Raw genomic sequence first — 23,677 nt, forward strand, 5'->3', positions numbered from 1 at the left:
AAAGGGGACATTATCTGTAGGTACAGTGCTGGTGTTAATGAAAGTAAAAAGCGCAGGGAACCAGGTGCCTGGGGTCCTGACGGATTTTCGTTTTGGGCAAATCTCGACCTTACGACGGGGGACTGAACTATTGGCTGTTTTGATCAGCAACGTTCAGTCAGTGGGGAAAATTCAACCGGGTTCTGACTCTGAGAAACAGTGAGCAAAGCCGGGCGGCCCGCAACAGGCTGCCCGGTTAACGATGATCAGGATGCGAAATCCCCGTGCTGACGCGCAACCAGCGTCAGAATGGAGTAGAGCGCGACCGGTGTCTGGTGCTGGTTAAAGACTTCGACCGCCCATTCGACGACGCCTGTCGGTTTCTCTTCCGCTGAACGCTGTTTTTTCAAGGTCTTGCGTTTGCAGGTCAGACGAACCTGAATCGTATCGCCAGGTTTCACCGGTTCGATAAAGCGCAGGTTCTCCAGCCCGTAATTGGCGATGACCGGCCCGACCCCAGCATCGACAAACAGCCCTGCTGCGGCAGAAAGCACAAAGTAACCGTGCACGACGCGCTCGCCAAAAATGGATTCCGCCGCGCCGATTTTGTCCATGTGCGCATAGAAGTGATCGCCACTCAGACAGGCAAAATTAACGATGTCCGCTTCGGTCATGGTGCGACGCGGCGTCAGCAAACTGTCGCCGGCCTGCAACTCTTCGAAGTATTTGCGGAAGGGGTGGATCCGGTCTTCAAGAACCTGCGCCCCACGGACCCACTGTTTGCCAATGGCGGCAAGCATGGTTGGGCTGCCCTGAATTGCGGTGCGTTGCAGGTAATGTTTCACTGCGCGCAGACCGCCCAGCTCTTCACCACCGCCAGCACGTCCTGGACCGCCGTGAACCAGCTGCGGCAGAGGCGAACCGTGACCGGTGGATTCTTTGGCGGATTCTTCATTGAGGATCTGAATACGGCCATGGGCGCGGGCGGCCCCGGCAATAAACTGACGCGCCAGCGCAGGATCTGCCGTCACCAGCGTTCCCGCCAGACTGCCGCCGCCTGCGCGTGCCAGCGCCATCGCGTGGTCGGCGTGTTGATACGGCATCAATGTCGCGACAGGACCGAAGGCTTCTGTGGCATGTACCGCCGGGGTTTCGTCCGGCTGAGGGCAGAACAGCAGCGTCGGCGGGAAATACGCACCCGGTGCGGTTAAATCCGCCTGGCCGCCAAGACGCACTTCACAGCCTGCCTCGACCAGCAGGTTCACTTTTTCCTGAACGTCGGCACGCTGTTCGGCGTTGACCAGCGCCCCCATTTTGACGCCTTCCTGAGCCGGATCGCCAACCACCACTTTCCCGAGACGAGCGATTAACGCATCGCTGACCGCGTCAACCTGGGCATTGGGCACGATGATACGGCGAATGGCCGTACATTTTTGTCCGGCTTTGGCGGTCATTTCACGCACCACTTCACGGATAAACAGCGCAAATTCCGGGCTTTCCGGCGTCACGTCTTCACCGAGGACGCAGCAGTTCAGCGAGTCGGCTTCCATCGTGAAGGGGATCGAGTTTGCCACGATGTTCGGGTGAATACGCAACGACTGACCGGTTGAGGCTGAACCGGTGAATGTAACCACATCCTGGCTATCGAGCTGGTCTAGCAGATCGCCTGCGCCGCCGCAGATCAGGCTGAGGGCGCCGTCGGGAACCAGACCGCTGTCAACAATCGATTTCACCATCGCCTGTGTCACCTGGGCGGTGGCGGTCGCCGGTTTAACGATTGCTGGCATCCCGGCAAGCCAGGTAGGCGCCAGTTTTTCGAGCATGCCCCAGCACGGGAAGTTAAAGGCGTTAATGTGGACTGCCACGCCTGATTTTGACGTCATCACATGACGCGCGGCGAAACCGCCTTCTTTGGAAAGGGGGATCAGTTCATCTTCTGGCCAGAGGGTATCGTCCGGAAGTTCACGGCTGCCCATGCTGGCATAAGCAAACAGCGTACCAATACCCCCTTCAATATCGACCCAACTGTCTGCCCGGGTGGCGCCGGTTTGCGCGGAGAGCGCATAGAAGGTCTCTTTTTCGCCGAGCAAATGTTTGGCAACGGCTTTCAACAGGGCGGCACGTTCAATAAAGGTCATGGCCTGAAGCGCATTTCCCCCTTTATCAATGGCATACCGGCGAGCTGCCGCCATATCGAGGCCCTCGCTGGTGACTTCCCATAAGGCTTCGCCATGGATGGCGTGATGAATCGTACGGGCGCGGCCCCGGCCAGATTGCCAGGTACCGGACAAGAAGCTGGCTAGTTGCTGCATCTCTTCTCTCCAAATGTTACGTGATCTCGCTGTGAATAGTTGAATTATGAATCATAAAAATCAAGCCTTGTTTTAATATTTTATTAACAATGTGATCGCGGAGCATTATGCAGAAACCTTTATAAGGCTGAATATAAAGGGAATTGATAAATCACCTGCGAATCACGTCACAAATTACACAAACAAATCTTGGGGTTTTAGTTAACTATTGTGTAACGTTTGTAAAACAACGTGATTCGTTTTTTGTTTTAAATCACGAAAACTGGAATCGTAAAGGTGATGACGTGACCGAAGAACAACGCTTTGAGCAACGCATAGCGCAGGAGACGGCAATCGAGCCCCAGGATTGGATGCCCGAGGCCTATCGTAAGACGCTGATCCGCCAGATAGGTCAGCATGCGCATTCCGAAATTGTCGGTATGTTGCCGGAAGGCAACTGGATCACCCGTGCGCCGACGCTGCGTCGCAAAGCCATTTTACTGGCGAAGGTGCAGGACGAAGCCGGACACGGTCTGTATCTCTATAGCGCGGCGGAAACCCTGGGCTGCGCCCGGGAAGACATCTATCAGAAGATGCTCGATGGCCGCATGAAATACTCCTCCATCTTTAATTATCCCACCCTGAGCTGGGCGGACATCGGCGTGATCGGCTGGCTGGTTGACGGTGCCGCGATTGTGAACCAGGTGGCGCTGTGCCGTACCTCCTACGGACCGTACGCCCGGGCGATGGTGAAAATATGTAAAGAGGAAAGCTTTCACCAGCGTCAGGGATTCGAAGCCTGCATGGCCCTGGCACAGGGGAGCGAGGATCAGCGTCAGATGCTCCAGGACGCCATTAACCGTTTCTGGTGGCCGGCGTTGATGATGTTTGGACCGAACGACGATAACTCGCCGAACAGCGCCCAAAGCCTGGCGTGGAAGATCAAACGTTTTGGTAACGACGAACTGCGTCAGCGTTTTGTCGACAACACCGTCCCGCAGGTTGAAATGCTGGGCATGACTGTACCGGATGCGGATCTGCGCTTTGACGCTGAAAGCGGTCACTACCGCTTTGGAGAGATCGACTGGCAGGAGTTCAACGAGGTGATCAACGGCCGCGGCGTCTGCAACCAGGAACGTCTGGATGCCAAACGTAAAGCGTGGGAAGAGGGGGCGTGGGTGCGCGAAGCCGCACTGGCGCATGCGCAAAAACAACACGCCTGCAAGGTCGCTTAAGGGGAAACACAATGAGCAAAGTTTACTGGCCGTTATATGAAGTTTTTGTTCGCGGTAAGCAGGGATTATCGCACCGCCACGTGGGCAGCCTGCACGCAGCCGACGATCGGATGGCGCTGGAGAATGCGCGTGACGCCTACACCCGCCGCAGCGAAGGGTGTTCGATTTGGGTAGTGAAGGCGAGCGAAATCGTCGCCTCCCAGCCGGAAGAGCGCGGTGAGTTTTTCGACCCGTCGGAGAGCAAGGTGTATCGCCATCCGACGTTTTACACCATCCCCGATGGCATTGAGCACATGTGAGGCAGGGAATGAAAACGTTAACCGCTTATACCCTGCGTCTGGGTGACAACTGCCTGATTCTGTCACAGCGCCTAGGCGCGTGGTGTGGACATGCGCCGGAGCTGGAGATCGACCTCGCGCTTGCCAACATTGGCCTTGATCTGCTCGGTCAGGCGCGCAATTTCTTAAGTTATGCCGCCGAACTGGAAGGCACCGGCGACGAAGACTCGCTGGCGTTTGGCCGCGATGAGCGCCAGTTCCGCAACCTACTGCTGGTCGAACAGCCAAACGGCAACTTTGCCGACACCCTCGTGCGCCAGTATTTCATTGATGCCTGGCACGTGGCGCTGTTTACCCGTCTCACGCTGAGTCGCGATCAGCAGCTTGCCGCCATCGCCGCTAAAGCCATTAAAGAAGCGCGTTATCACCTGCGTTTCAGCCGCGGCTGGCTGGAGCGTCTGGGCAACGGTACCGACGTGTCGGCGCAAAAAATGCAGCAGGCGGTCAACAATCTCTGGCGCTTTACCGCCGAATTATTCGATGCCGATGAGATTGATATCGCCCTGAGCGACGCCGGTATTGCCGTTCATCCCGCGCAGTTACGTGCGCAGTGGGAAGCGGAAGTGTTCGCCGGATTGCGTGAAGCCACGCTCACGACGCCGCAAGAAGCGGCGTACCGCACAGGCGGTAAAAAAGGGCTGCACACCGAACATCTGGGACCGATGCTGGCGGAAATGCAGTACCTCCAGCGCGCTTATCCTGGTCAGCAGTGGTAACGGAGGAGTCGTCATGCAACGTCTGGCAGAAGTAGCCCCGGCACAAATACGCGAAATCTGGAATCTGCTTAGCGCGATCCCGGACCCGGAAATTCCGGTGCTGACCATTACCGATCTCGGCATGGTGCGCAGCGTCGCACCGCAGGGAGAAGGTTGGGTTATTGGCTTTACACCGACCTATTCCGGCTGCCCGGCGACGGAACATCTGATTGGCGCTATCCGCGAGGCGATGACGACGCACGGTTTTACCCCCGTTCACATTGTACTGCGCCTCGATCCGGCCTGGACGACCGACTGGATGACGCCGGATGCCCGTGAACGTCTGCGCCAGTACGGCATCAGCCCGCCGGTTGGACACAGTTGCCATGCGCATCTTCCGGCCGAGGTGAGCTGTCCGCGCTGCGGCAGCGTTCACACGTCGCTTATCAGTGAATTTGGTTCAACGGCCTGCAAAGCGCTCTGGCGCTGCGATAGCTGCCGTGAACCCTTCGATTATTTCAAATGTATTTGAGGTTGCCATGACAACGTTTCATTCCTTAACGGTGGCAAAAGTAGAACCCGAAACCCGCGATGCGGTGACCATCACCTTTGCGGTGCCGCCCGCGTTACAGGACGCGTATCGCTTTCGTCCAGGCCAACATCTGACGCTCAAAGCCCAGCTGGCAGGGACGGAGTTACGTCGCTGCTATTCCATCTGCCGGAGCCTGAATCCGGGCGAGATAAGCGTGGCGGTTAAAGCTATCGAGGGCGGACGCTTCTCCCGCTATGCCCGCGACGAAATCAAACAAGGTATGACGCTTGAGGTAATGGTACCGCAGGGCCATTTCGGCTATCAGCCGCAAGCCCAGCGTAGCGGACGCTATCTGGCGATTGCCGCAGGTTCCGGCATCACGCCGATGCTGGCGATTTTGTCTGCCACCCTGCAAACCGAAACCGCCAGCGAGTTCACGCTGATTTACGGTAACCGTAGCAGCCAGAGCATGATGTTTCGCCAGGCGCTGGCCGACCTGAAAGATAAATATCCGCAGCGCTTGCAGCTGGTGTGCGTCTTCAGTCAGGAGACGATGGACAGCGATCTGCTGCACGGGCGTATTGACGGTGAGAAATTGACGGCGCTGGCCACGCATCTGGTCGATTACAGCCAGTTTGACGCGGCCTTTATCTGCGGCCCGGCGGCGATGATGGACGAGGCGGAAGTCACGCTTAAAGCGCTCGGCATGCCGGAAAAAGCCATCCATCTGGAGCGGTTCAACACCCCAGGTTCAGCGGTAAAACGCACGACCAGCGTCCAGACTGAAGGGCAGAAAGTGACCGTTCGTCAGGATGGCCGTGACCGCGAAATCACGCTATCTGCCGATGACGAAAGCATTCTTGATGCGGCGCTGCGTCAGGGCGCTGACTTACCGTACGCCTGTAAAGGTGGGGTATGCGCCACCTGTAAATGCAAAGTGGTGCGTGGAAAAGTGGACATGGTCACCAACTACAGCCTGGAGCCGGACGAACTGGCGGCGGGTTATGTCCTGAGCTGTCAGGCGCTGCCGCTGACCAGCGATGTGGTTGTCGACTTTGACGCGAAGGGGATGGCATGAACGAACTCATTGTCACCCGTCACGACCACGTATTGCAGCTGACGCTGAACCGTCCGGCTGCACGTAATGCCCTGAACAATGCCCTGCTGGCGCAACTGGCGAGCGAACTGGAAACCGCCGCGAGCGACAGCGATATTTCTGTCTGCGTGGTCACCGGTAATGAACGCTTTTTTGCCGCCGGTGCCGATCTGAATGAAATGGCAGAAAAAGATCTGCCCGCCACGCTCAACGACGTGCGCGTCCATCTGTGGGCCCGTATCAACGCCTTTAATAAACCGTTGATCGCTGCGGTCAACGGCTACGCGCTGGGCGCAGGTTGTGAGCTGGCGCTGCTGTGCGATGTGGTGATTGCCGGGGATAACGCCCGTTTTGGTCTGCCGGAGATTACGCTGGGCATTATGCCGGGTGCCGGTGGCACTCAGCGTCTGATCCGCAGCGTCGGGAAATCGCTTGCCAACAAAATGGTGCTGACCGGTGAGAGCATTACCGCCCAGCAGGCGTTGCAGTCGGGTCTGGTCAGTGATGTCTACCCGGCGGCGCTGACGCTGGAGTATGCGTTAAAACAGGCGGCGCTGATGGCGCGCCATTCGCCGCTGGCGCTGCAGGCGGCAAAGCAGGCGCTACGCCAGTCGCAGGAAGTCCCTCTCCAGGCGGGACTGGCGCAAGAACGCCAGCTCTTTACGCTGCTTTCGGCAACGGAAGATCGCCGGGAAGGGATCGACGCATTTTTACAAAAACGCTCACCGGTTTTTAAAGGACGCTAATCATGGATTTCATTCTGAGTCATGTAGAACAGGGCGTGATGACGATTACGCTCAACCGCCCGGAGCGTCTGAACAGTTTTAATGACGTGATGCACCAGCAATTGTCCGAGTGCCTGAAACAGGCCGAGCGCGATGACACCATCCGCTGTCTGCTGGTGACCGGGGCCGGTCGCGGTTTTTGCGCCGGACAGGATCTTAACGACCGTAACGTCGACCCTACCGGACCCGCTCCTGATCTGGGCATGTCGGTGGAACGTTTCTATAACCCGCTGGTGCGCCGTCTGGCGAAACTGCCTAAACCGGTCATCTGTGCGGTGAACGGTGTTGCGGCGGGCGCCGGGGCAACGCTGGCGCTGGGTTGCGATATTGTCATCGCGGCCCGTTCGGCGAATTTTGTGATGGCGTTCAGTAAATTAGGTTTAGTGCCTGATTGCGGTGGCACCTGGCTGTTGCCGCGCGTGGCGGGGCGAGCGCGTGCGATGGGGCTGGCGCTGCTGGGCGACAAGCTGAGCGCAGAGCAGGCGCACCACTGGGGCATGATTTGGCAGGTGGTGGACGATGAAAAACTCTCCGACACCGCACAGCAACTGGCGCTTCATCTGGCGTCGCAGCCCACCTTTGGGCTGGGGTTGATCAAACAGGCGCTCAACCACGCTGAAACCAGCACGCTGGACGCACAGCTCGATCTGGAGCGCGATTACCAGCGCCTGGCGGGCCGAAGCGCGGATTACCGGGAAGGCGTCAGCGCATTTCTCGCCAAACGTTCACCGCACTTCACGGGGAAATAAAATGATGACTCGTATACAGACCGTCGCGGTGATTGGCAGTGGCACGATGGGGGCGGGCATTGCAGAAGTTGCCGCCAGCCACGGTCATCAGGTGCTGCTGTATGACATTTCGGCAGCCGCCGTTTCTCGCGGCGTTGACGGCATTCGCCGTCGCCTGGAATCTCGCGTGGCGCGCGGCAAATTAACGGCGGCAGCCTGTGAGACGACGCTGGCGCGGCTGATTCCGGTGACCGATATCGACTCGCTGGCGGCGGCGGATCTGGTGATTGAAGCGGCGTCAGAACGCCTTGAAATAAAACAGGCGCTGTTTTCCCAGCTGGCGGAAATTTGCCAGCCTCATACGCTGTTGACGAGTAACACATCGTCGATCTCCATTACGGCGATCGCCGCCAGCGTTAGCCATCCTGAGCGCGTTGCCGGACTGCATTTTTTCAATCCCGCACCGGTGATGAAGCTGGTTGAAGTCGTCAGCGGATTAGCGACCTCAGAGGCGGTGGTGGAGCAACTGTGTAATCTGGCGATGAGCTGGGGTAAACAACCCGTGCGCTGCCAGTCTACGCCAGGATTTATCGTCAACCGGGTGGCTCGCCCGTTCTATTCGGAAGCCTGGCGCGCGCTGGAAGAACAGGTTGCAGCGCCGGAGGTCATTGATGCCGCGCTGCGTGGCGGCGGTGGTTTCCCGATGGGACCGCTGGAATTGACCGACCTGATCGGTCAGGACGTCAACTTTGCGGTGACCTGCTCGGTGTTTAACGCGTTCTGGCAGGAACGCCGTTTTCTGCCTTCGCTGGTTCAACAAGAACTGGTGATGGCGGGGCGTCTGGGCAAAAAAAGTGGTCACGGCGTCTATGACTGGCGTACCGAACGTGCGCCCGCCGAGGTAGTCGGGACGGTGAGTGCGAGCTACGGCCCGGTGAAGATTGAAAAGAGAAGTGACGGTGTCACTGAGCTTGACGATGTGCTGCTGATTGAAACGCAGGGCGAAACCGCCCAGGCGCTGGCCTTACGCACCGGGCGCGCGGTGGTGGTAGTAGATCGCATGGAAGGCGATGTGGCGATTGTCGCTGCCGCCGACAGCAATCCACGCTCAGCGACGCAAAAAGCCATTTATTACCTGCAGCAGCAGGGGAAAAACGTGCTGCACATCGCGGACTATCCGGGGTTACTGGTCTGGCGTACCGTCGCGATGATCGTGAACGAAGCGCTGGATGCGCTGCAAAAAGGGGTCGCCAGCGAACAGGACATCGATACCGCCATGCGGCTTGGCGTTAATTATCCGTGCGGCCCTCTCGCATGGGGGGAACGTCTCGGCTGGCAACGTCTGCTGATTCTGCTGGAAAACCTGCAACGCCATTACGGTGAAGAACGTTATCGTCCTTGTTCACTGCTGCGCCAGCGTGCGCTTCTGGAGTCTGGTTATGAGTCATAACGCCTGGCAAAACGCCCACGCTATGTACGAGAACGACGCCTGCGCAAAAGCGCTAGGGATCAACATTATTGAGATGGGTGACGGCTTTGCCGTGTTGACGATGACCGTCACGCCGCAAATGTTGAATGGGTATCAGAGCTGTCACGGCGGGCAATTGTTTTCCCTGGCGGATACCGCGTTTGCCTACGCCTGCAACAGTCAGGGTCTGGCGGCGGTGGCCTCGGCCTGCACCATTGATTTTTTACGCCCGGGATTTGCGGGCGATGTTCTGACGGCGACCGCGCAGGTTCGCCATCAGGGCAAAAAAACCGGTGTTTACGATATCGAAATTGTTAACCAACAGCAGAAAACGGTCGCGCTGTTTCGCGGTAAATCTCACCGCACCGGCGGCACCATTACAGGAGAAGCCTGATGCGCGATGCATTTATTTGTGACGGAATCCGTACGCCCATTGGTCGCTACGGCGGCGCGCTGTCTGGCGTGCGTGCTGATGATTTGGGGGCCATCCCGCTGCGTGAACTGCTGGTGCGTAACCCGACGCTTGACGCGCAATGTATTGATGACGTGATTTTCGGCTGCGCCAACCAGGCGGGCGAAGATAACCGCAACGTGGCGCGTATGTCATCACTGTTGGCGGGGCTGCCGCAAACCGTTTCCGGTACCACCATCAACCGTTTGTGCGGTTCTGGTCTGGATGCGCTGGGCTTTGCCGCACGCGCCATTAAATCGGGCGACAGCGATCTGCTGATCGCGGGCGGCGTGGAGTCAATGTCGCGTGCACCTTTCGTGATGGGGAAAGCGACAAGCGCATTTTCGCGTCAGGCAGAGATGTTTGATACCACCATTGGCTGGCGATTTGTGAACCCGCTCATGGAGCAGCAATTTGGTACTGACAGCATGCCGGAAACGGCAGAGAATGTAGCTGAGTTGTTAAGGATAACGCGCGAAGATCAAGATGCCTTTGCGTTACGCAGTCAGCAACGGACGGCGAGAGCGCAAGAGATGGGGATCCTGGCGCAGGAAATCGTTCCGGTAGTGTTGAAGAATAAAAAAGGTGCTGTAACAGAAATACAACATGACGAGCACCCGCGTGCGGAAACGACCCTCGCGCAGCTCAACGCGCTAAAAGCACCGTTTCGTCGTGATGGCGTCGTTACCGCTGGTAATGCGTCTGGGGTTAACGACGGTGCCGCAGCGCTGATTGTCGCCAGCGAACAGATGGCCATTGCGCAGGGACTGACGCCGCGGGCACGTATTGTCGCGATGGCGACAGCCGGGGTTGAGCCGCGCCTGATGGGACTGGGTCCGGTGCCTGCCACTCGCAAAGTGCTGGAGCGCGCCGGTCTGAGTATTCACGACATGGACGTGATCGAACTAAATGAAGCGTTTGCCGCCCAGGCGCTGGGTGTGCTGCGTGAACTGGGGCTGGCGGATGATGCCCCGCATGTTAACCCTAATGGTGGTGCAATTGCGTTAGGCCATCCGTTGGGAATGAGTGGTGCCCGGCTGGCGTTAGCCGCGACACACGAGCTGCATCGCCGCAACGGTCGTTACGCGTTGTGCACGATGTGTATCGGCGTGGGTCAGGGCATTGCCATGATTCTGGAACGTGTTTGAGCATAACAACCTGCGAGTACCCTACAATGACAACGAAAACAACAACACAACTGGATCCGATTGAAACCGCGTCGCTGGATGAATTACAGGCGCTGCAAACCCAGCGCCTGAAGTGGACGCTGAAACATGCTTACGACAACGTTCCGATGTATCGCCGCAAATTTGATGCCGCTGGCGTGCATCCTGACGATTTCAAAGAGCTGGCCGACCTGCGCAAATTCCCGTGTACCACCAAACAGGATCTGCGTGATAACTACCCGTTCGACACCTTTGCGGTACCGATGGAGCAGGTGGTGCGTATCCACGCTTCTTCAGGAACCACCGGTAAACCGACGGTCGTCGGCTATACCCAAAATGATATCGATACCTGGGCGAATATTGTCGCGCGCTCACTGCGCGCAGCGGGCGGCTCGGCGAAAGATAAAATTCATGTCGCCTACGGTTATGGACTGTTCACAGGCGGGCTTGGCGCGCACTACGGCGCGGAGCGTTTAGGGGCCACGGTCATTCCGATGTCCGGCGGACAAACCGAAAAACAGGCGCAGCTGATCCGTGATTTCCAGCCGGACATGATTATGGTGACGCCGTCCTACTGCCTGAACTTAATTGAAGAGCTTGAGCGCCAGATGGGTGGCGACGCCAGTCAGTGCTCGCTGCGTGTCGGCGTGTTTGGCGCAGAACCGTGGACGCAGGCGATGCGTAAAGAAATTGAGCGTCGTCTGGGGATCACCGCACTGGACATTTATGGCTTGTCCGAAGTGATGGGACCTGGCGTGGCGATGGAGTGTATCGAAACGGCGGACGGTCCGACCATCTGGGAAGATCACTTCTATCCGGAAATCGTCAACCCGAATGATGGCACGCCGCTGGACGATGGCGAGCAGGGCGAATTACTGTTCACCACCCTGACCAAAGAGGCGCTGCCGGTGATTCGTTACCGTACCCGTGACCTGACGCGTTTGCTGCCGGGCACCGCCCGCACGATGCGCCGTATGGACCGCATTAGTGGCCGCAGCGACGACATGCTGATTATTCGCGGCGTGAACGTCTTCCCATCGCAGCTTGAGGAAGAGATCGTCAAGCTCGAACATCTGTCGCCGCATTACCAGCTTGAGGTGAACCGTCGCGGGCATCTGGATTCCCTCTCCGTGAAGGTGGAACTGAAAGAGAGCAGCCTGACGCTGACCCATGAACAGCGCTGTCAGGTGTGCCATCAGTTGCGCCACCGCATTAAATCGATGGTCGGTATTTCGACTGATGTGATGATTGTGAACTGCGGCAGTATTCCGCGTTCAGAGGGGAAAGCCTGCCGCGTGTTCGATCTACGCAACATCGCCGCTAACGGCTAATGCAATTCTGAACCTCTCCTTTTTAGGGGAGGTTCAGAAAAAAAGGACTGTGCTATGCTTCATCAAGGGAAAAAATGACAACAGAATGAATCACATGAGTAAACTTGATACGTTCATCCAGCAGGCGGTTAGCACCGGTCACATCAGTGGAACCTCACTCATCTCTTCGCTTTATGGCGACTCGCTCTCTCATCGCGGTGGTGAAATCTGGCTCGGGAGTCTGGCTGCATTGCTGGAAGGGCTAGGCTTTGGCGAACGCTTTGTGCGTACCGCGCTGTTTCGGCTCAATAAAGAGGGTTGGCTGAATGTTTCGCGTCTGGGCCGCCGCAGTTTCTACAGTCTGAGTGACAAAGGTCTGCGTTTAACCCGCCGGGCGGAAAATAAAATCTATCGCGCGGAACAGCCCGCGTGGGATGGCAAATGGCTGCTGCTATTGTCTGAAGGGTTAGACAAAAACACCCTCGCGGATGTGAAAAAACAGCTTATCTGGCAGGGGTTTGGTACCCTGGCGCCCAGTCTGATGGCGTCGCCGTCGCAACAACTTGCGGATGTGCAGTCGCTGTTGCACGAGGCCGGTGTCGCGGAGAACGTGATCTGCTTTGAGGCGCATTCTCCGCTGGCACTGTCGCGCGCGGCGCTGCGCGCCCGTGTTGAAGAGTGCTGGCAACTGACCGAGCAAAACGTTATGTACGAGTCGTTTATCGACGCATTTCGCCCGTTGCTGCCTCTGTTGAAAGAGGTGGGGCCAGACGAATTAACCCCCCAGCGCGCTTTTCATATTCAACTGCTGTTAATCCATTTTTATCGACGCGTGGTGCTCAAAGATCCGCTGTTGCCCGAAGAGTTATTACCGGCGCATTGGGCAGGACAGACGGCGCGTCAGCTGTGTATCAATATTTATCAACGTGTTGCCCCAGGTGCGCTGGCGTTTGTCAGTGAAAAAGGGGAAACCTCGGTAGGAGAATTGCCGTCGCCGGGCAGTCTCTGGTTCCAGCGTTTTGGCGGTCTGAGCGTAGATCAGGAGGCAGTATGCCAGTTTATCAAATAGATGGATTGACCCCGGTGGTGCCTGAGGAGAGTTATGTCCATCCGACGGCTGTATTGATTGGTGATGTGATCCTCGGCAAAGGGGTCTATGTGGGGCCGAATGCCAGTCTGCGGGGAGATTTTGGGCGTATCGTCGTTAAAGATGGGGCGAACATTCAGGATAACTGCGTGATGCATGGTTTTCCTGAGCAGGACACCGTGGTGGAAGAGAACGGTCATATTGGGCACAGTGCGATCCTGCACGGCTGTACTATCCGTCGCAACGCGCTCGTTGGTATGAACGCGGTGGTGATGGACGGGGCGGTGATCGGTGAAAACAGCATCGTCGGTGCCGCCGCGTTTGTGAAAGCAAAAGCCGAAATGCCCGCTGATTACCTGATTATCGGTAGCCCGGCAAAAGCGATCCGCGCGCTGAGCGCGCAGGAGATGGCGTGGAAACAGCAGGGCACGCGTGAGTATCAGGTGCTGGTAGAGCGTTGCAAACTGACGATGCATCAGGTGGAGCCGTTGCGGGAAGAAGAATCAGGCCGTAAACGTCTGCAATTTGATGAGAATCTGCGGCCGAAGTCGGCTATTTAAGCGCTAGCCCTCTCAGGTAAGAGGGTTAATCGTGTCTGTAATGCTGATTAGAGAACCTGTCACTCTGGCGAAGGGTGACGTTCACCTTATGTTCACTGCTTCTCTGATGCCACACTACCTGTGAACGTGCAAGGGAGGGCAATTTCTTCACAGTTTTTGTGCTATATCCCAGACAAAACCAAATGGATCTTTCAGGCGGGCTTTTAAATCACCCCAGAACATTTCAGTTGGTTCATTCAGAATAGTCGCGCCAGCTTCAACCATCTCATTTACCAGAGTAACCGCATCATCAACGTACATATAAAAGATAAAGGGAGTCGGGGATCCAGACGTTATTGGGCTGTTCAGGTCAGAATCCCATCCTTCTTTGTTTATGGTAAAGTTTGTGCCACGGTACCGGATGCGAGCAAACAATATATCCCCATCATCACCCTCAACCTCTGCAATCACCACCATCTTCATGGCCCCAGTATAAAAATTAACAGCAGCTTTTACATCGGGGACATTGAGTGCAGTTGTCAGCCATGTCAGCCCCATGCCTTCCCAGGGGTGGGTGCGATTTTCTACGTTATTGAACCAGTCCAGCTTACTCATCTCATTTTTCTCCTGAAAACAGTATATTCACGTGTAGCATTTTACTGTTGTAAGTATACAGATACTGCTTTCATATACTGGATTAAATCCCAGTAAAAGCATTCGATGCACAATGTTCAGCCAGCTTTCTTTTTAAGGCGAAAGTAGCGCCCTGAACCCGCATCCCTGCGGTTTCCCCCGGCCTTACGGAAACACGTCGGCAATTTTCGGCCGGACTCTCCCCACACCTGACCACCTGAGTGTCTGTTTAAACAGCCAAACGGAAATCACTGAAAGTCAGAATGCGGAAGCGACACCACGGTCCGGCTGAAAATCGATGAGACGTTGACGACTGACCGGGGCCGCCCGCAGGGACGCGGGCGGAGGGGACGGCCTGCAAGGATGCAGGCTCGACCCCGACCCGACAGGCAGACGGAATAAGGCGAATGTATCGCGAAGCGACGATTTTCCCGCCGGGAGCCAGGGTTGCAAGGGAGGCGGCGGTGAGCCTCCCTTGCACGTTCACGGGTAGGGTGGTTTCAGAGAGGCTGTGAACATAAGGTGAACGGAACCCTACGCAAAACCAGCATGTTACTTCTTCTGGATAAATACTTCAGGCTTTCGCTTCTCCCTAATGTCTTAACCGACCCGTATGACTAACAGCGCCTGCCAGAATTAATACTCTTTGAACGCCAGTTCCAGACGGGCAAGCAACGGTTTAAACAGGTAGCTCAGAAATGTACGCTCGCCGGTTTTAATCGTGACGCTGGCGGGCATTCCCGCTTTAATTTTGTAATTTCCCAACAGATGCACGCCTTCCGGAGAGACCCGTACTTCAGCGAGATAATAGGGCTGCTGAGTCACTTTATCGATAAGGCGGTCGGCCGAGATGGTTAATACCTTTGCCGGAACCGAAGGCAATAATGCATGGTTGAGCGCCGGGAATAGCACATCGACGGTCAGTCCCGGCGTCATTTTATCAATGGCATGCACCGGGATTTTGGCGTCGATTTGCAGCGGTTGTTCTGCGGCGACAATATCCATCAAATGCTCACCCGGTTGAATGATTCCGCCGACGGTACTGACTTTTACGTCCAGAACGATCCCGTCGATCGGCGAGCGGATCTCCGTGTTATTCAGCTCGTGTCGGGTCGACGCTAACTCATCTTCCAGCATCGCGACCTCTTTTTGCTTGAGGGTCAGCTCCGATTCCACTTCCTGGAGAAACTGGTGCTGTACCTGATACGCCTTGATCTTCATTTCATTTTGCTGAGACTTAAGTTTGGCGATATTGAGAATGTCTTCTGAAACATTACTGGATATTTCGGCGGCTTCCCGCTCAAGCACCAGTAACTGGGCCTTGGGATAGTAGTTTTTTTCGCTCAACGCGCGAATGGCGCCCAGTTCTCTGCTAATCAGCGTAAATTGATGCTCGCGAAATCCTTTTATTTTGGTTAAATTTTCGGTTTGTCCGGTCAACCCATCCAGGGTTTCCTGAATCATGGATAATTCATCCTGAATATTTTTTCTGCGGGTCTCAAACAGCTTTTCTTGTAATTGACGGACTTCAACAAGGCGCTTATTACTGGAAAACTGGCTTATCAATTCCTCACTATAGACGATGGTATCGCGGTCGTCCCTTTCTGCCAGTAACCTGTCCTCATGGGTTTTTGCCGAGATATATTGCGCAATCAATGCGCTGTAACGCATATCAAGCTGCATTTTATCCAGGCGAACAAGGATTTGATCTTTCTTCACCCGATTTCCTTCCTTAATCAGAATATCGGTTACGCGTCCGCCGCTTAAATGTTGAATCGTTTTACGATTGCTGGAGACGGTAACCGTACCGTCAGCGACCACACCGGCGTCCAGTGGCGCGCCTACCGCCCATAATATAAAACCACCGACCCCCAGAATAATTACAACGATACCTCTGATTAAAGGCGGCCATATATTCGTGTCGACACTCTCCGTCTTTGGCGCTGTCGTATTCTCTGTCTGCTTTTTCATGATAAAGCCTCTCGTTGTGGTTCATTATTCTGGGCAGGTGGTGGGGTGGTTGATGCGTTGGGAACCGATTTTAAAATATTTGCCTGACGCAAATTGGCAAACACCTGGTCGCGCGGACCGAATTCCTGAATCGCCCCTTCGTTGAGCAATAACACTTTATTGACGACACCCAGCAGCGTCGGTCGGTGCGAGATAATGATCACCGTTTGTCCCTGCGTGCGTAGCGTATTGATGGCCTTGATGAGGGCCTGTTCACCCGCGTCGTCAAGGTTAGCGTTGGGTTCGTCCAGCACGATGAATGCCGGGTTGTCATAGACCGCCCGCGCCAGCCCGATACGCTGCCGCTGGCCGCCCGACAACTGGTATCCCTCGGCGCCAAGCGGAGTATCGTATCCCTGGGGCAGGCGTAAAATCATATCGTGTACTCCCGCCAGTTGCGCCGCCGCGACGATCTGTTCGCTGTTATTGGGGGTAAAGCGTGCGATATTCTGCGCGATGCTGCCGTCAAACAATTCAACATCCTGCGGCAGGTAGCCGAGAGACGGGCCAAGTAAGGCTTTGTCCCACTGGCAGATATCTGCGCCATCGATACGAACCTTACCGGAAAGCGGACTCCAGACGCCGACCAGCAGTTTTGCCAGCGAGGTTTTTCCGGAGGCTGAAGGGCCGATTATCCCCAGGATTTCTCCCTGTTCGAGCTGAAACGTGATATTTCGCAGCGTTGGCGTTTTTTGGCCTGGAGGTGCCGCGAAGACGCCTTCTACGCTGATATTGCCTTTTGGACGCGGAAGCGTCAGCACATCTTTCTGTTCCGGAAATTCCCGTAACAGCGTGGAAGTCTGATGCCAGGCGTTGCGAAACTGCACAAACTGTTTCCAGCTACCGATGACCTGTTCGACCGGGTTCAACACCCTGCCGAGGATAATGGAGGCGGCAATCATCAGACCGGGGGTGATTTGTCCGTCGATCACCAGTAAGGCACCGGCACCCAGCGAAACAGATTGCAATAAGATGCGAACAAATCGGCTCAGGCTGCTTAATGTGGCGGTTTTGTCCGCAATTTGCGTTTGCAGAATCAGCACTTTACTGTGCTGCTCCAGCCAGTGTTTTTTCAGCGTTGCCAGCATTCCCATCGCTTCAATGGTGTCGGAATTTTGCAATTGCTTATTCAGCTTACTGGTATTGTTGATGGTTAATGCGTGCGCCTGCTGAATCGGTTTTTTGGTCGACAGTTCAGAGACCAGCGTTAGGGTAAATAAGATGAGTATCCCGATAATGGAAAGATATCCCAGAAGCGGGTGGACAATAAACGCAATCAGTAAATAGAAGGGGGTCCACGGAATATCTAACAGGGCAAATAAACTGTTGCCGGCCAGAAACTGGCGGATTTGCGCCAGGTCGGCCAGTGCCTGCGCCGGGTTATTTTCACGTGTGGAAACCCTGCGTTTAAACGCGGCATTAAAGACTAATTGATTTAATTTCACATCCAGTCGGTTGCCAAATCGCGTCATCACGCTGGTACGGGCATATTCAATCATTGAGATAACCGTATACAGACCGATTATCAGTAATGTCAGCATTAACAATGTGGTGGTGTTCTTACTGACCAACACGCGATCGTAGACTTGTAACATATAAATTGCCGGCGCCAGCATTAGCATATTAATCGTACTGCTAAAAAACAGTAACATCAGAAATGCAGGCTTACATCCTTTCAACGCATTTTGTAGCTCAGTTGGCTTTTGCTGGCGCGGCATAATAGGCTCCTTACTCGTTAATCAAATGTTCAACAGTTCGGCTTTTCTTATTCCAGACGTTTAAATAATAAAATCAGTAGAGTTAACGGTATTGGCCGCAACACCCGTCAGCGTAATAACATCGCCGCCGATGGTGATGATCGTTTGGTTATTATTTCCCGAAATCAAAACCGTAGAGGTAAAGTTTGCGGTAGTCACTCCCATTCCAGAGATATTAATCAGATCCTGTCCGCCGGTAGCATTACTGTCGAAACCAGAAATGCTGTCCTGTCCGAACCCGCTTGAGAAGATGAAGCGGTCGTCACCGGTACCGCCGTCCATGGTGTCGTTACCTGTACCGCCGGTCAGCACGTCATTGCCGAGACCGCCAGAGAGCACATCGTTGCCTGCGCCACCCAGCAGGGTGTCGACGCCGTTGGCCCCTTGCAGGTTGTCGTTGCCGTCGCCACCGTCGAGAATGTCGTTGCCAACGCCACCCAGCAACTGGTCATTCCCGCCCATCCCGGATAAGTTGTCATTGCCATTACCCCCGGTGATGGTGTTCGCCAGCGCGTTACCAGTGCCGGTGAAATTCCCTGTACCGGTGTATTCCAGGATTTCGACGTTGTCCGTCAGGACATAAGTGGCGAGACTGGTCTCGACAGTATCGGTACCTGCATTCACGCCTTCGATCACGACGTCTCCCGCGTTATCAACGAGATAGATGTCATTTCCGATGCCGCCTTCCATCGTATCGGCATCCAGTCCACCATCAAGTTGATCGTTACCGGCCTCGCCAATCAGCGTATCCCGACCACTGCCGCCTTCAATGTCATCATCACCGGCTCCGCCGTTGAGCAGATCGTCACCCGCCTGACCGAGCAGGGTGTCATTGCCGCCCTGCGCGAGGATGATGTCACTCCACGCCGTTCCCGAGTGAGTGTTTGACGCGTTGGTGCCGACGATCATATCGCCAATCGGTTGAGTGGCGGCGGAGGTCAGGACGACGGACGGGTTCCCCTCATCATCGGTGACCGTGACCACGACCAGCAACGTACGCCCAATCATGTTTGCTGGCGGGGTGTAGGTCGCTTGCGTCGCCCCGGCGATATTGGCGAAAGTGCCGTTTGGCTGATTCACTCTCCATTGGTAGGTGAAGTTATTCCCGGTTAAACCGTCTGCATCCGCAATGCCGGAGACGAGGGCGGTCAGCGTGACGCTTTCCGTTGGCGTCAGATCGCTGATAACCGGCGTACCCGTGGTGGGCTGATCGCGTACCATCACGGCGCTGGTTTGTGACGACACCAGCGTTTCAGCATCGCCCATGCGGTCAGTAAAGCTGGCAACAACCCGCAGCGGCGCGCCCAGAATATTCCCTGGAACCCGGAACTGCGTTCCTGTCGCCTGATCGCGCCATTGACCGCCTACCAGCGCCTGCCAGGTCATGGTGATTGGCGTATCTGCGGCAATACCATTCCCATCCAGCAGATTAGACAGATTGACCTGCAACAAATCGCCCACTTCCGGTGTTCCGTCGCTGATGGCCAGATTGCCGGTGGCTTTTTGCGCCGTCACCCAGAGCTGATCGCCGTTGCCAAATTCCAGTTTTTCAATGTTGAGCAGGCGGTCCACGCCGTCATTGAACGCCAGTCCGGCGGCCGGAGTGGCATGATTGACGGTGAGACTGCCGTCGGCATTACGCTGGAATTGATAGTTGCTGCTGAGATCCCGGTAGACGGCAACGTCGGTTTCTGTGCCATTACCGTCGCGGAGGATTTCCCGCACAATCGACAGTTGGTTCGGTTTTAGCGTGCCTGCCAGCATGTAAGATTTGAGCTCATTCATGCTGTCTGCGCTGGTTAACCCTGGCATCCCGGAGACCGCGATACGCACGTTCAGCCACGCATCACCGTCGATGATGTCGTTGCCGGCCTTACCGGTGATGCGGTCGCTGCCGCCGCCGCCGAGCAAAATGTCGCCGCCGTTGTCCGGATTAAACAAGACCGCATTGCCCGATGCTGCGCGCGGAACACCCAGAATCGCCTGGAGTCCGTTGATTCTGTCTGCACCCTCCTGGGTAAGATTGTTGGAAAGCGGGGTGCCCTGAACCGGGGCGGTACCGATAGGTTGCTCAGTACCCACCAGCACATCGTTAAATTTCCAGCCCGAAAGGCCTTCCACCAGGTCAAAGCGATCGCGCAGGATAAACTCTTGCTGGTTAACGAAAATCGGGATGCCCAGATCGGAGTTGGCGGCGTTAGGGTCACCTTTATGAATGGCCCAGTCAAAACCGGACATGCCGTTGTTGCGCTGGATACCCGCGCCCTGAACCATAATATCGTCACCGCCTTCGCCATCGTAGTCGGTATCGTTACCCTGGCCGTTCAACACGTCATGACCAATGATGGTACTGTTAAAGAACAGTTCGGAGTTATCGCCGGCCAGAGTATCGAAGCCGTCACCGCCTTCTAACCAGTCGTCGCCTTCGTTGCCCATCAGGGTGTCACCGCCGGATCCCCCCAGCGCGAAGTCATTATCGCGTCCGGAAAAGACTTCCTGAGCATCTTCGCCGATCACCATGAAATCACTGCCGCTACCACCGAAGATCAGGTCGTTGCCGTTGCCGGAGAAAATGACGTCGTGTCCCGCATCGCCATGCAGGAAGTCAGCTCCGCCAATGGGGGTACCGGTGTCGGTGATGATGTCGTTGCCATCGCCGCCGTGTACGACGTCGGCTTCATCGCCACCGTCGAGACGGTCATTACCCGCATCGCCCCACAGGCTGTCGATACCTTTCCCGCCAATTAAGGTATCGTTGCCCGCAGACCCGCCGAGCACCACGTGACCATCACCGGTATATTTCAGGTAGGCACCGTCAGCCGCGCCGTCATTGTCGACATCCGCCCCCGCCGCGCGGCGAACCACCAGTGGGAAGAGGAGGTCTTTCAGCGCATTGTTCCATTTCGGATCGGCATGCGTCTGCAAGGACTGGTTGACTTCGAAGGTATAATCAGGCGTCTGGAACAGGTGGGCAGGCAGGTGAGACGAACCCGGAGCGCCCAGATCGCTGTTACGCATCACCAGGGCAGAGAAGGAGTTTGCCTCCAGTTCATTCAGCATGTTCAGACCCTGAACGCGGCTCAGGTAGTAGAACCGGTCGCCGTCCTGCAACATCTCCATCTGCGTTTCAAAGACAAAGTTGAAGGTGGAGCCGAGCATACCGCCGAACTCATTTTTGCGTTCCGCCAGCCCGCCAATCCAGAAATCGATCATATTGAGGCCGGTTTCTTTGTTGGCCCAGGCACCGGTTCCCATAAAGAAATCGAGCGCATCGGCAGGCGCCGGGGCGTCATCCGATCCAAACAGGAGGAAGTTCACCGCCGCGCGTTTTCCTTCCAGCGTGGTCGCGTTTTTAATCAAATCATGCTGACCGTAGGCCGCCATAAAGTTGATGATCGACGCCGGGTTTTTCAGGAAGGAGCCAAAATCGGCCCAACTGGTGTAAGGGCGCAACTCGCTATTGCCGGTTAATTCGTAGAATTGCTCACGCGCCTGATTGAGGGTGGGCATTAACGTATCGCGCCCGCGTGCGAGGTTAAGCGCGCCCAAATCCAGCGGCAGCCCGACCAGGTTATTGCGCAGCGCTTCGGTAATGAACTCGTCAATTTCGTTGCCGACCTGACGAGTCATCCCGCGTACAATCGCGCCGACGGCCTGATCGCTGGAGATGGCCTGGCCGTTAAGTTCATTGAACGCGATCGGGTTAAGGAACGCCTCGATCAGCCCGATGTCATCGTCTTGCATGTCGACATCGGTACGGGCGACGGTTTCGGTCAGCATCGAGTGACCAAAGCGGTAAACCACGTGGGCAAATTCAGCAAAAATGGCCGGGTTGATATCCGCCGTGTTGGAGAAGACGAACGGATCGACCGCCGGTTGTACTGCACGGGCGAACTCTTCAAACACCAGGTGCTGATATTGCATTTCCGTCGCGAAACGACCTGCCTGGAAGAGGTATTCCCCGTTCCATTTCAGGGCGTTGGGATCCGCTGGCAGTTCGGTAATCTGATGGTTTGGCATCAGCCATTGGTTGATCAGATCAATATCGTTAGTTGCAAGGATGGTGGTTTTGTACTGTTCGACCAGTCGGTTGTGTTCGCTGTGGAACACGGAGTGTACTGCGGTCAGACCGATGTTTTCGTTGCCGCGACCGTCACCGGTAATGAAGTGTCTGTCGAGCAGTTCATCGTCATAGGTTCCTGCCCCCGGTGCATTACCCACTTCGCTATCACTATCGGCTACCAGGTTGGCTTTCGGCACTGCCGTGTGGGCAATATCATCGAGGAAGGCGTGCCCGGTTCTCAACGTATCGGCAGGTAACGCCTCGCCATTGGCTTCAACCAGTCCATGTTTGGTCACGATTTGGACTTTGCCATCCTCGCTTAAAATCAGGTTGCCGTAGCGGTCGGTCGCCAGCAGCGGTACGTTGAAAACGTCCTGATTGGTCAGCTTGATGCCAAGCAAAGTTTCAGCCTGATGTTTGATATCAGCCCAGGTCGCCAGCCCGCCGTTGCTCCCTTCCAGCAAATGACCGGTGGGCACCGGCTTACCGTCTGCGTCCAGCACATATTCGCGGATAAAGATTTGATGAGAAGGGTGGGAGGTATAGGTCTGGTTCTGATCAATCCACGGCGTAGTGGTGTTGATGGTTTCATGATTGGCATCGACTTTCGCGCGGGTGAGGATCATGAAGTTATTGTCGACGCCGCCGGTGAGTGCAGGATCAACCCATAAAGGGTCATCCGGCATCAGCGGAATAAAGACAATGCCATTCCCTTCTTTGGGGATCAGATCCAGACCGTGGTCGAAGAACTGGCCGAAAAAGGTCATCCAGCCATTAAACGCCGGTGATAAACCGATGTCAGGCGAGAGGTTCGGAATGGACAAACTGCCATTGTCGGAAACCGCACCGCCGCCGGGAACGTCAGTCAGTCCGTCATGGGCTTCCTGGGCCGCCGGGTTCGACGAGGTTTGGTCGGAAATCAGATTACTGATAATGCGCGGATCGGCATCGGTCACCATCTGATTTGGATTTAAGGTGAGGTACTTTGCCAGCGCCTCCATATCATTCAAATCCAGAGCGACCATTCTGGGCATCGCCTGGTCGGCAGAGCCGTACAGCTCCTGGCCGGGCAGCAGGTTGTTCCATGAGCCATCTACGGTACGCAGGCCGTAAGGTAAAAGAGGGCTGGAGACGAGCTCGCGAAGCAGATCGCCATTCACGCTACCATCCGGATTGGTCGCGGCTTCTGATATCTTGATTTGCTGAAGAATAAACGCCAGGTCGTGCAACGTTACTGTGAAGTCGTATTGTGTAGCCATAGATAATTGCCTCATTGCTTGAATAAGCATTCTCATTCGCATCTACCAAAATAAAGGCAGAAGAAATGCACTGAGTCCAACTTTCAAAATTATCTGATTAATAATTACGCATCTAAGTTCTTTTCTAATGGTAAATGACAATACCTCTGGACCTCCCATTTTCACTGATATTTAAATTTACTTTGTCCGCTAAGTTTATTTGCAACTTAAAACGTTAATAAAAACAGAAAAGAAAAACACGCTAATACATTGAAA

General features: G+C 55.5%; 18 protein-coding genes. 13 read left to right on the forward strand and 5 right to left on the reverse strand.

Annotation, left to right across the window (positions count from 1 at the left end; translation table 11 throughout):
- Nucleotides 1-245 precede the first annotated feature (245 nt).
- Complete coding sequence (gene paaZ / locus P2W74_RS11610; RefSeq protein ID WP_276295045.1) at nucleotides 246-2,291, reverse strand: phenylacetic acid degradation bifunctional protein PaaZ; 2,046 nt, start codon at nucleotides 2,289-2,291, stop codon at nucleotides 246-248.
- A gap of 284 nt (nucleotides 2,292-2,575) precedes the next feature.
- On the opposite strand from paaZ, the gene paaA reads away from it, so the two are divergent.
- From paaA to paaY, 13 genes are all read left to right on the forward strand, one after another.
- The gene (paaA, locus tag P2W74_RS11615; protein ID WP_203361106.1) at nucleotides 2,576-3,505 is read left to right on the forward strand and encodes a 1,2-phenylacetyl-CoA epoxidase subunit PaaA; all 930 of its coding nucleotides are present in this window, start codon (nucleotides 2,576-2,578) and stop codon (nucleotides 3,503-3,505) included.
- Between the two features lie 11 nt (nucleotides 3,506-3,516).
- On the forward strand, nucleotides 3,517-3,804 hold the full coding sequence (gene paaB / locus P2W74_RS11620; RefSeq protein WP_162382198.1) for a 1,2-phenylacetyl-CoA epoxidase subunit PaaB: 288 nt from the start codon (nucleotides 3,517-3,519) through the stop codon (nucleotides 3,802-3,804).
- A gap of 8 nt (nucleotides 3,805-3,812) precedes the next feature.
- Nucleotides 3,813-4,559, forward strand: a complete 747-nt coding sequence (gene paaC, locus P2W74_RS11625; RefSeq protein WP_276295046.1) for a 1,2-phenylacetyl-CoA epoxidase subunit PaaC — start codon at nucleotides 3,813-3,815, stop codon at nucleotides 4,557-4,559.
- 13 nt (nucleotides 4,560-4,572) lie between these two features.
- Nucleotides 4,573-5,070 carry a 1,2-phenylacetyl-CoA epoxidase subunit PaaD gene (paaD, locus tag P2W74_RS11630; RefSeq protein ID WP_276295047.1) on the forward strand — a complete coding sequence of 166 codons (498 nt, stop codon included), beginning with the start codon at nucleotides 4,573-4,575 and terminating at the stop codon, nucleotides 5,068-5,070.
- Between the two features lie 7 nt (nucleotides 5,071-5,077).
- On the forward strand, nucleotides 5,078-6,148 hold the full coding sequence (paaE, locus tag P2W74_RS11635) for a 1,2-phenylacetyl-CoA epoxidase subunit PaaE (protein WP_276295048.1): 1,071 nt from the start codon (nucleotides 5,078-5,080) through the stop codon (nucleotides 6,146-6,148).
- A complete protein-coding gene (paaF, locus tag P2W74_RS11640; protein ID WP_276295049.1) occupies nucleotides 6,145-6,912 on the forward strand; it encodes a 2,3-dehydroadipyl-CoA hydratase PaaF in 768 nt (255 codons plus the stop codon). The genes paaE and paaF overlap by 4 nt, the downstream gene beginning before the upstream one ends.
- Nucleotides 6,912-7,700 carry a 2-(1,2-epoxy-1,2-dihydrophenyl)acetyl-CoA isomerase PaaG gene (paaG, locus tag P2W74_RS11645; protein WP_276295179.1) on the forward strand — a complete coding sequence of 263 codons (789 nt, stop codon included), beginning with the start codon at nucleotides 6,912-6,914 and terminating at the stop codon, nucleotides 7,698-7,700. The genes paaF and paaG overlap by 1 nt, the downstream gene beginning before the upstream one ends.
- 1 nt (nucleotide 7,701) lies before the next feature.
- Nucleotides 7,702-9,129: a 3-hydroxyacyl-CoA dehydrogenase PaaH gene (gene paaH, locus P2W74_RS11650; RefSeq protein ID WP_276295050.1), complete on the forward strand. Its 1,428-nt coding sequence runs from the start codon at nucleotides 7,702-7,704 to the stop codon at nucleotides 9,127-9,129.
- The gene (gene paaI / locus P2W74_RS11655; protein ID WP_276295051.1) at nucleotides 9,119-9,541 is read left to right on the forward strand and encodes a hydroxyphenylacetyl-CoA thioesterase PaaI; all 423 of its coding nucleotides are present in this window, start codon (nucleotides 9,119-9,121) and stop codon (nucleotides 9,539-9,541) included. Before paaH ends, paaI begins: the two co-directional genes overlap by 11 nt.
- Complete coding sequence (gene pcaF, locus P2W74_RS11660; RefSeq protein ID WP_276295052.1) at nucleotides 9,541-10,746, forward strand: 3-oxoadipyl-CoA thiolase; 1,206 nt, start codon at nucleotides 9,541-9,543, stop codon at nucleotides 10,744-10,746. The genes paaI and pcaF overlap by 1 nt, the downstream gene beginning before the upstream one ends.
- A 26-nt stretch (nucleotides 10,747-10,772) precedes the next feature.
- Entirely contained in the window at nucleotides 10,773-12,095 is a 1,323-nt protein-coding gene (paaK, locus tag P2W74_RS11665) for a phenylacetate--CoA ligase PaaK (RefSeq protein ID WP_276295053.1), read from the forward strand.
- A gap of 94 nt (nucleotides 12,096-12,189) precedes the next feature.
- Complete coding sequence (gene paaX, locus P2W74_RS11670) at nucleotides 12,190-13,143, forward strand: phenylacetic acid degradation operon negative regulatory protein PaaX (RefSeq protein WP_276295054.1); 954 nt, start codon at nucleotides 12,190-12,192, stop codon at nucleotides 13,141-13,143.
- Nucleotides 13,125-13,721, forward strand: a complete 597-nt coding sequence (gene paaY, locus P2W74_RS11675) for a phenylacetic acid degradation protein PaaY (RefSeq protein WP_276295055.1) — start codon at nucleotides 13,125-13,127, stop codon at nucleotides 13,719-13,721. The genes paaX and paaY overlap by 19 nt, the downstream gene beginning before the upstream one ends.
- Before the next feature lie 147 nt (nucleotides 13,722-13,868).
- Here the strand turns inward: paaY and P2W74_RS11680 are convergent, their stop codons facing one another.
- From P2W74_RS11680 to P2W74_RS11695, 4 genes are all read right to left on the reverse strand, one after another.
- Nucleotides 13,869-14,315 carry a VOC family protein gene (locus tag P2W74_RS11680; protein WP_276295056.1) on the reverse strand — a complete coding sequence of 149 codons (447 nt, stop codon included), beginning with the start codon at nucleotides 14,313-14,315 and terminating at the stop codon, nucleotides 13,869-13,871.
- Nucleotides 14,316-14,969: 654 nt separating this feature from the next.
- Nucleotides 14,970-16,304, reverse strand: a complete 1,335-nt coding sequence (locus tag P2W74_RS11685) for an HlyD family type I secretion periplasmic adaptor subunit (protein WP_276295057.1) — start codon at nucleotides 16,302-16,304, stop codon at nucleotides 14,970-14,972.
- Nucleotides 16,301-18,061: a type I secretion system permease/ATPase gene (locus P2W74_RS11690; RefSeq protein ID WP_276295058.1), complete on the reverse strand. Its 1,761-nt coding sequence runs from the start codon at nucleotides 18,059-18,061 to the stop codon at nucleotides 16,301-16,303. The genes P2W74_RS11685 and P2W74_RS11690 overlap by 4 nt, the downstream gene beginning before the upstream one ends.
- Nucleotides 18,062-18,121: 60 nt before the next feature.
- On the reverse strand, nucleotides 18,122-23,422 hold the full coding sequence (locus P2W74_RS11695; RefSeq protein WP_276295059.1) for a peroxidase family protein: 5,301 nt from the start codon (nucleotides 23,420-23,422) through the stop codon (nucleotides 18,122-18,124).
- Nucleotides 23,423-23,677: the final 255 nt, after the last annotated feature.

The organism is Citrobacter enshiensis, assembly GCF_029338175.1.
GTDB classification, from domain to species: Bacteria; Pseudomonadota; Gammaproteobacteria; order Enterobacterales; family Enterobacteriaceae; genus Citrobacter_D; species Citrobacter_D enshiensis.

Coding starts and splice junctions, on each gene's coding strand:
- paaZ (WP_276295045.1), bottom strand. CDS start 2,291: ATGCAGCAACTAGCCAGCTTCTTGTCCGGTACCTGGCAATCTGGCCGG.
- P2W74_RS11685 (WP_276295057.1), bottom strand. CDS start 16,304: ATGAAAAAGCAGACAGAGAATACGACAGCGCCAAAGACGGAGAGTGTC.
- P2W74_RS11690 (WP_276295058.1), bottom strand. CDS start 18,061: ATGCCGCGCCAGCAAAAGCCAACTGAGCTACAAAATGCGTTGAAAGGA.
- pcaF (WP_276295052.1), top strand. CDS start 9,541: ATGCGCGATGCATTTATTTGTGACGGAATCCGTACGCCCATTGGTCGC.
- paaX (WP_276295054.1), top strand. CDS start 12,190: ATGAGTAAACTTGATACGTTCATCCAGCAGGCGGTTAGCACCGGTCAC.
- paaI (WP_276295051.1), top strand. CDS start 9,119: ATGAGTCATAACGCCTGGCAAAACGCCCACGCTATGTACGAGAACGAC.
- paaE (WP_276295048.1), top strand. CDS start 5,078: ATGACAACGTTTCATTCCTTAACGGTGGCAAAAGTAGAACCCGAAACC.
- paaC (WP_276295046.1), top strand. CDS start 3,813: ATGAAAACGTTAACCGCTTATACCCTGCGTCTGGGTGACAACTGCCTG.
- P2W74_RS11680 (WP_276295056.1), bottom strand. CDS start 14,315: ATGAGTAAGCTGGACTGGTTCAATAACGTAGAAAATCGCACCCACCCC.
- P2W74_RS11695 (WP_276295059.1), bottom strand. CDS start 23,422: ATGGCTACACAATACGACTTCACAGTAACGTTGCACGACCTGGCGTTT.
- paaB (WP_162382198.1), top strand. CDS start 3,517: ATGAGCAAAGTTTACTGGCCGTTATATGAAGTTTTTGTTCGCGGTAAG.
- paaY (WP_276295055.1), top strand. CDS start 13,125: ATGCCAGTTTATCAAATAGATGGATTGACCCCGGTGGTGCCTGAGGAG.
- paaD (WP_276295047.1), top strand. CDS start 4,573: ATGCAACGTCTGGCAGAAGTAGCCCCGGCACAAATACGCGAAATCTGG.
- paaF (WP_276295049.1), top strand. CDS start 6,145: ATGAACGAACTCATTGTCACCCGTCACGACCACGTATTGCAGCTGACG.
- paaH (WP_276295050.1), top strand. CDS start 7,702: ATGATGACTCGTATACAGACCGTCGCGGTGATTGGCAGTGGCACGATG.
- paaK (WP_276295053.1), top strand. CDS start 10,773: ATGACAACGAAAACAACAACACAACTGGATCCGATTGAAACCGCGTCG.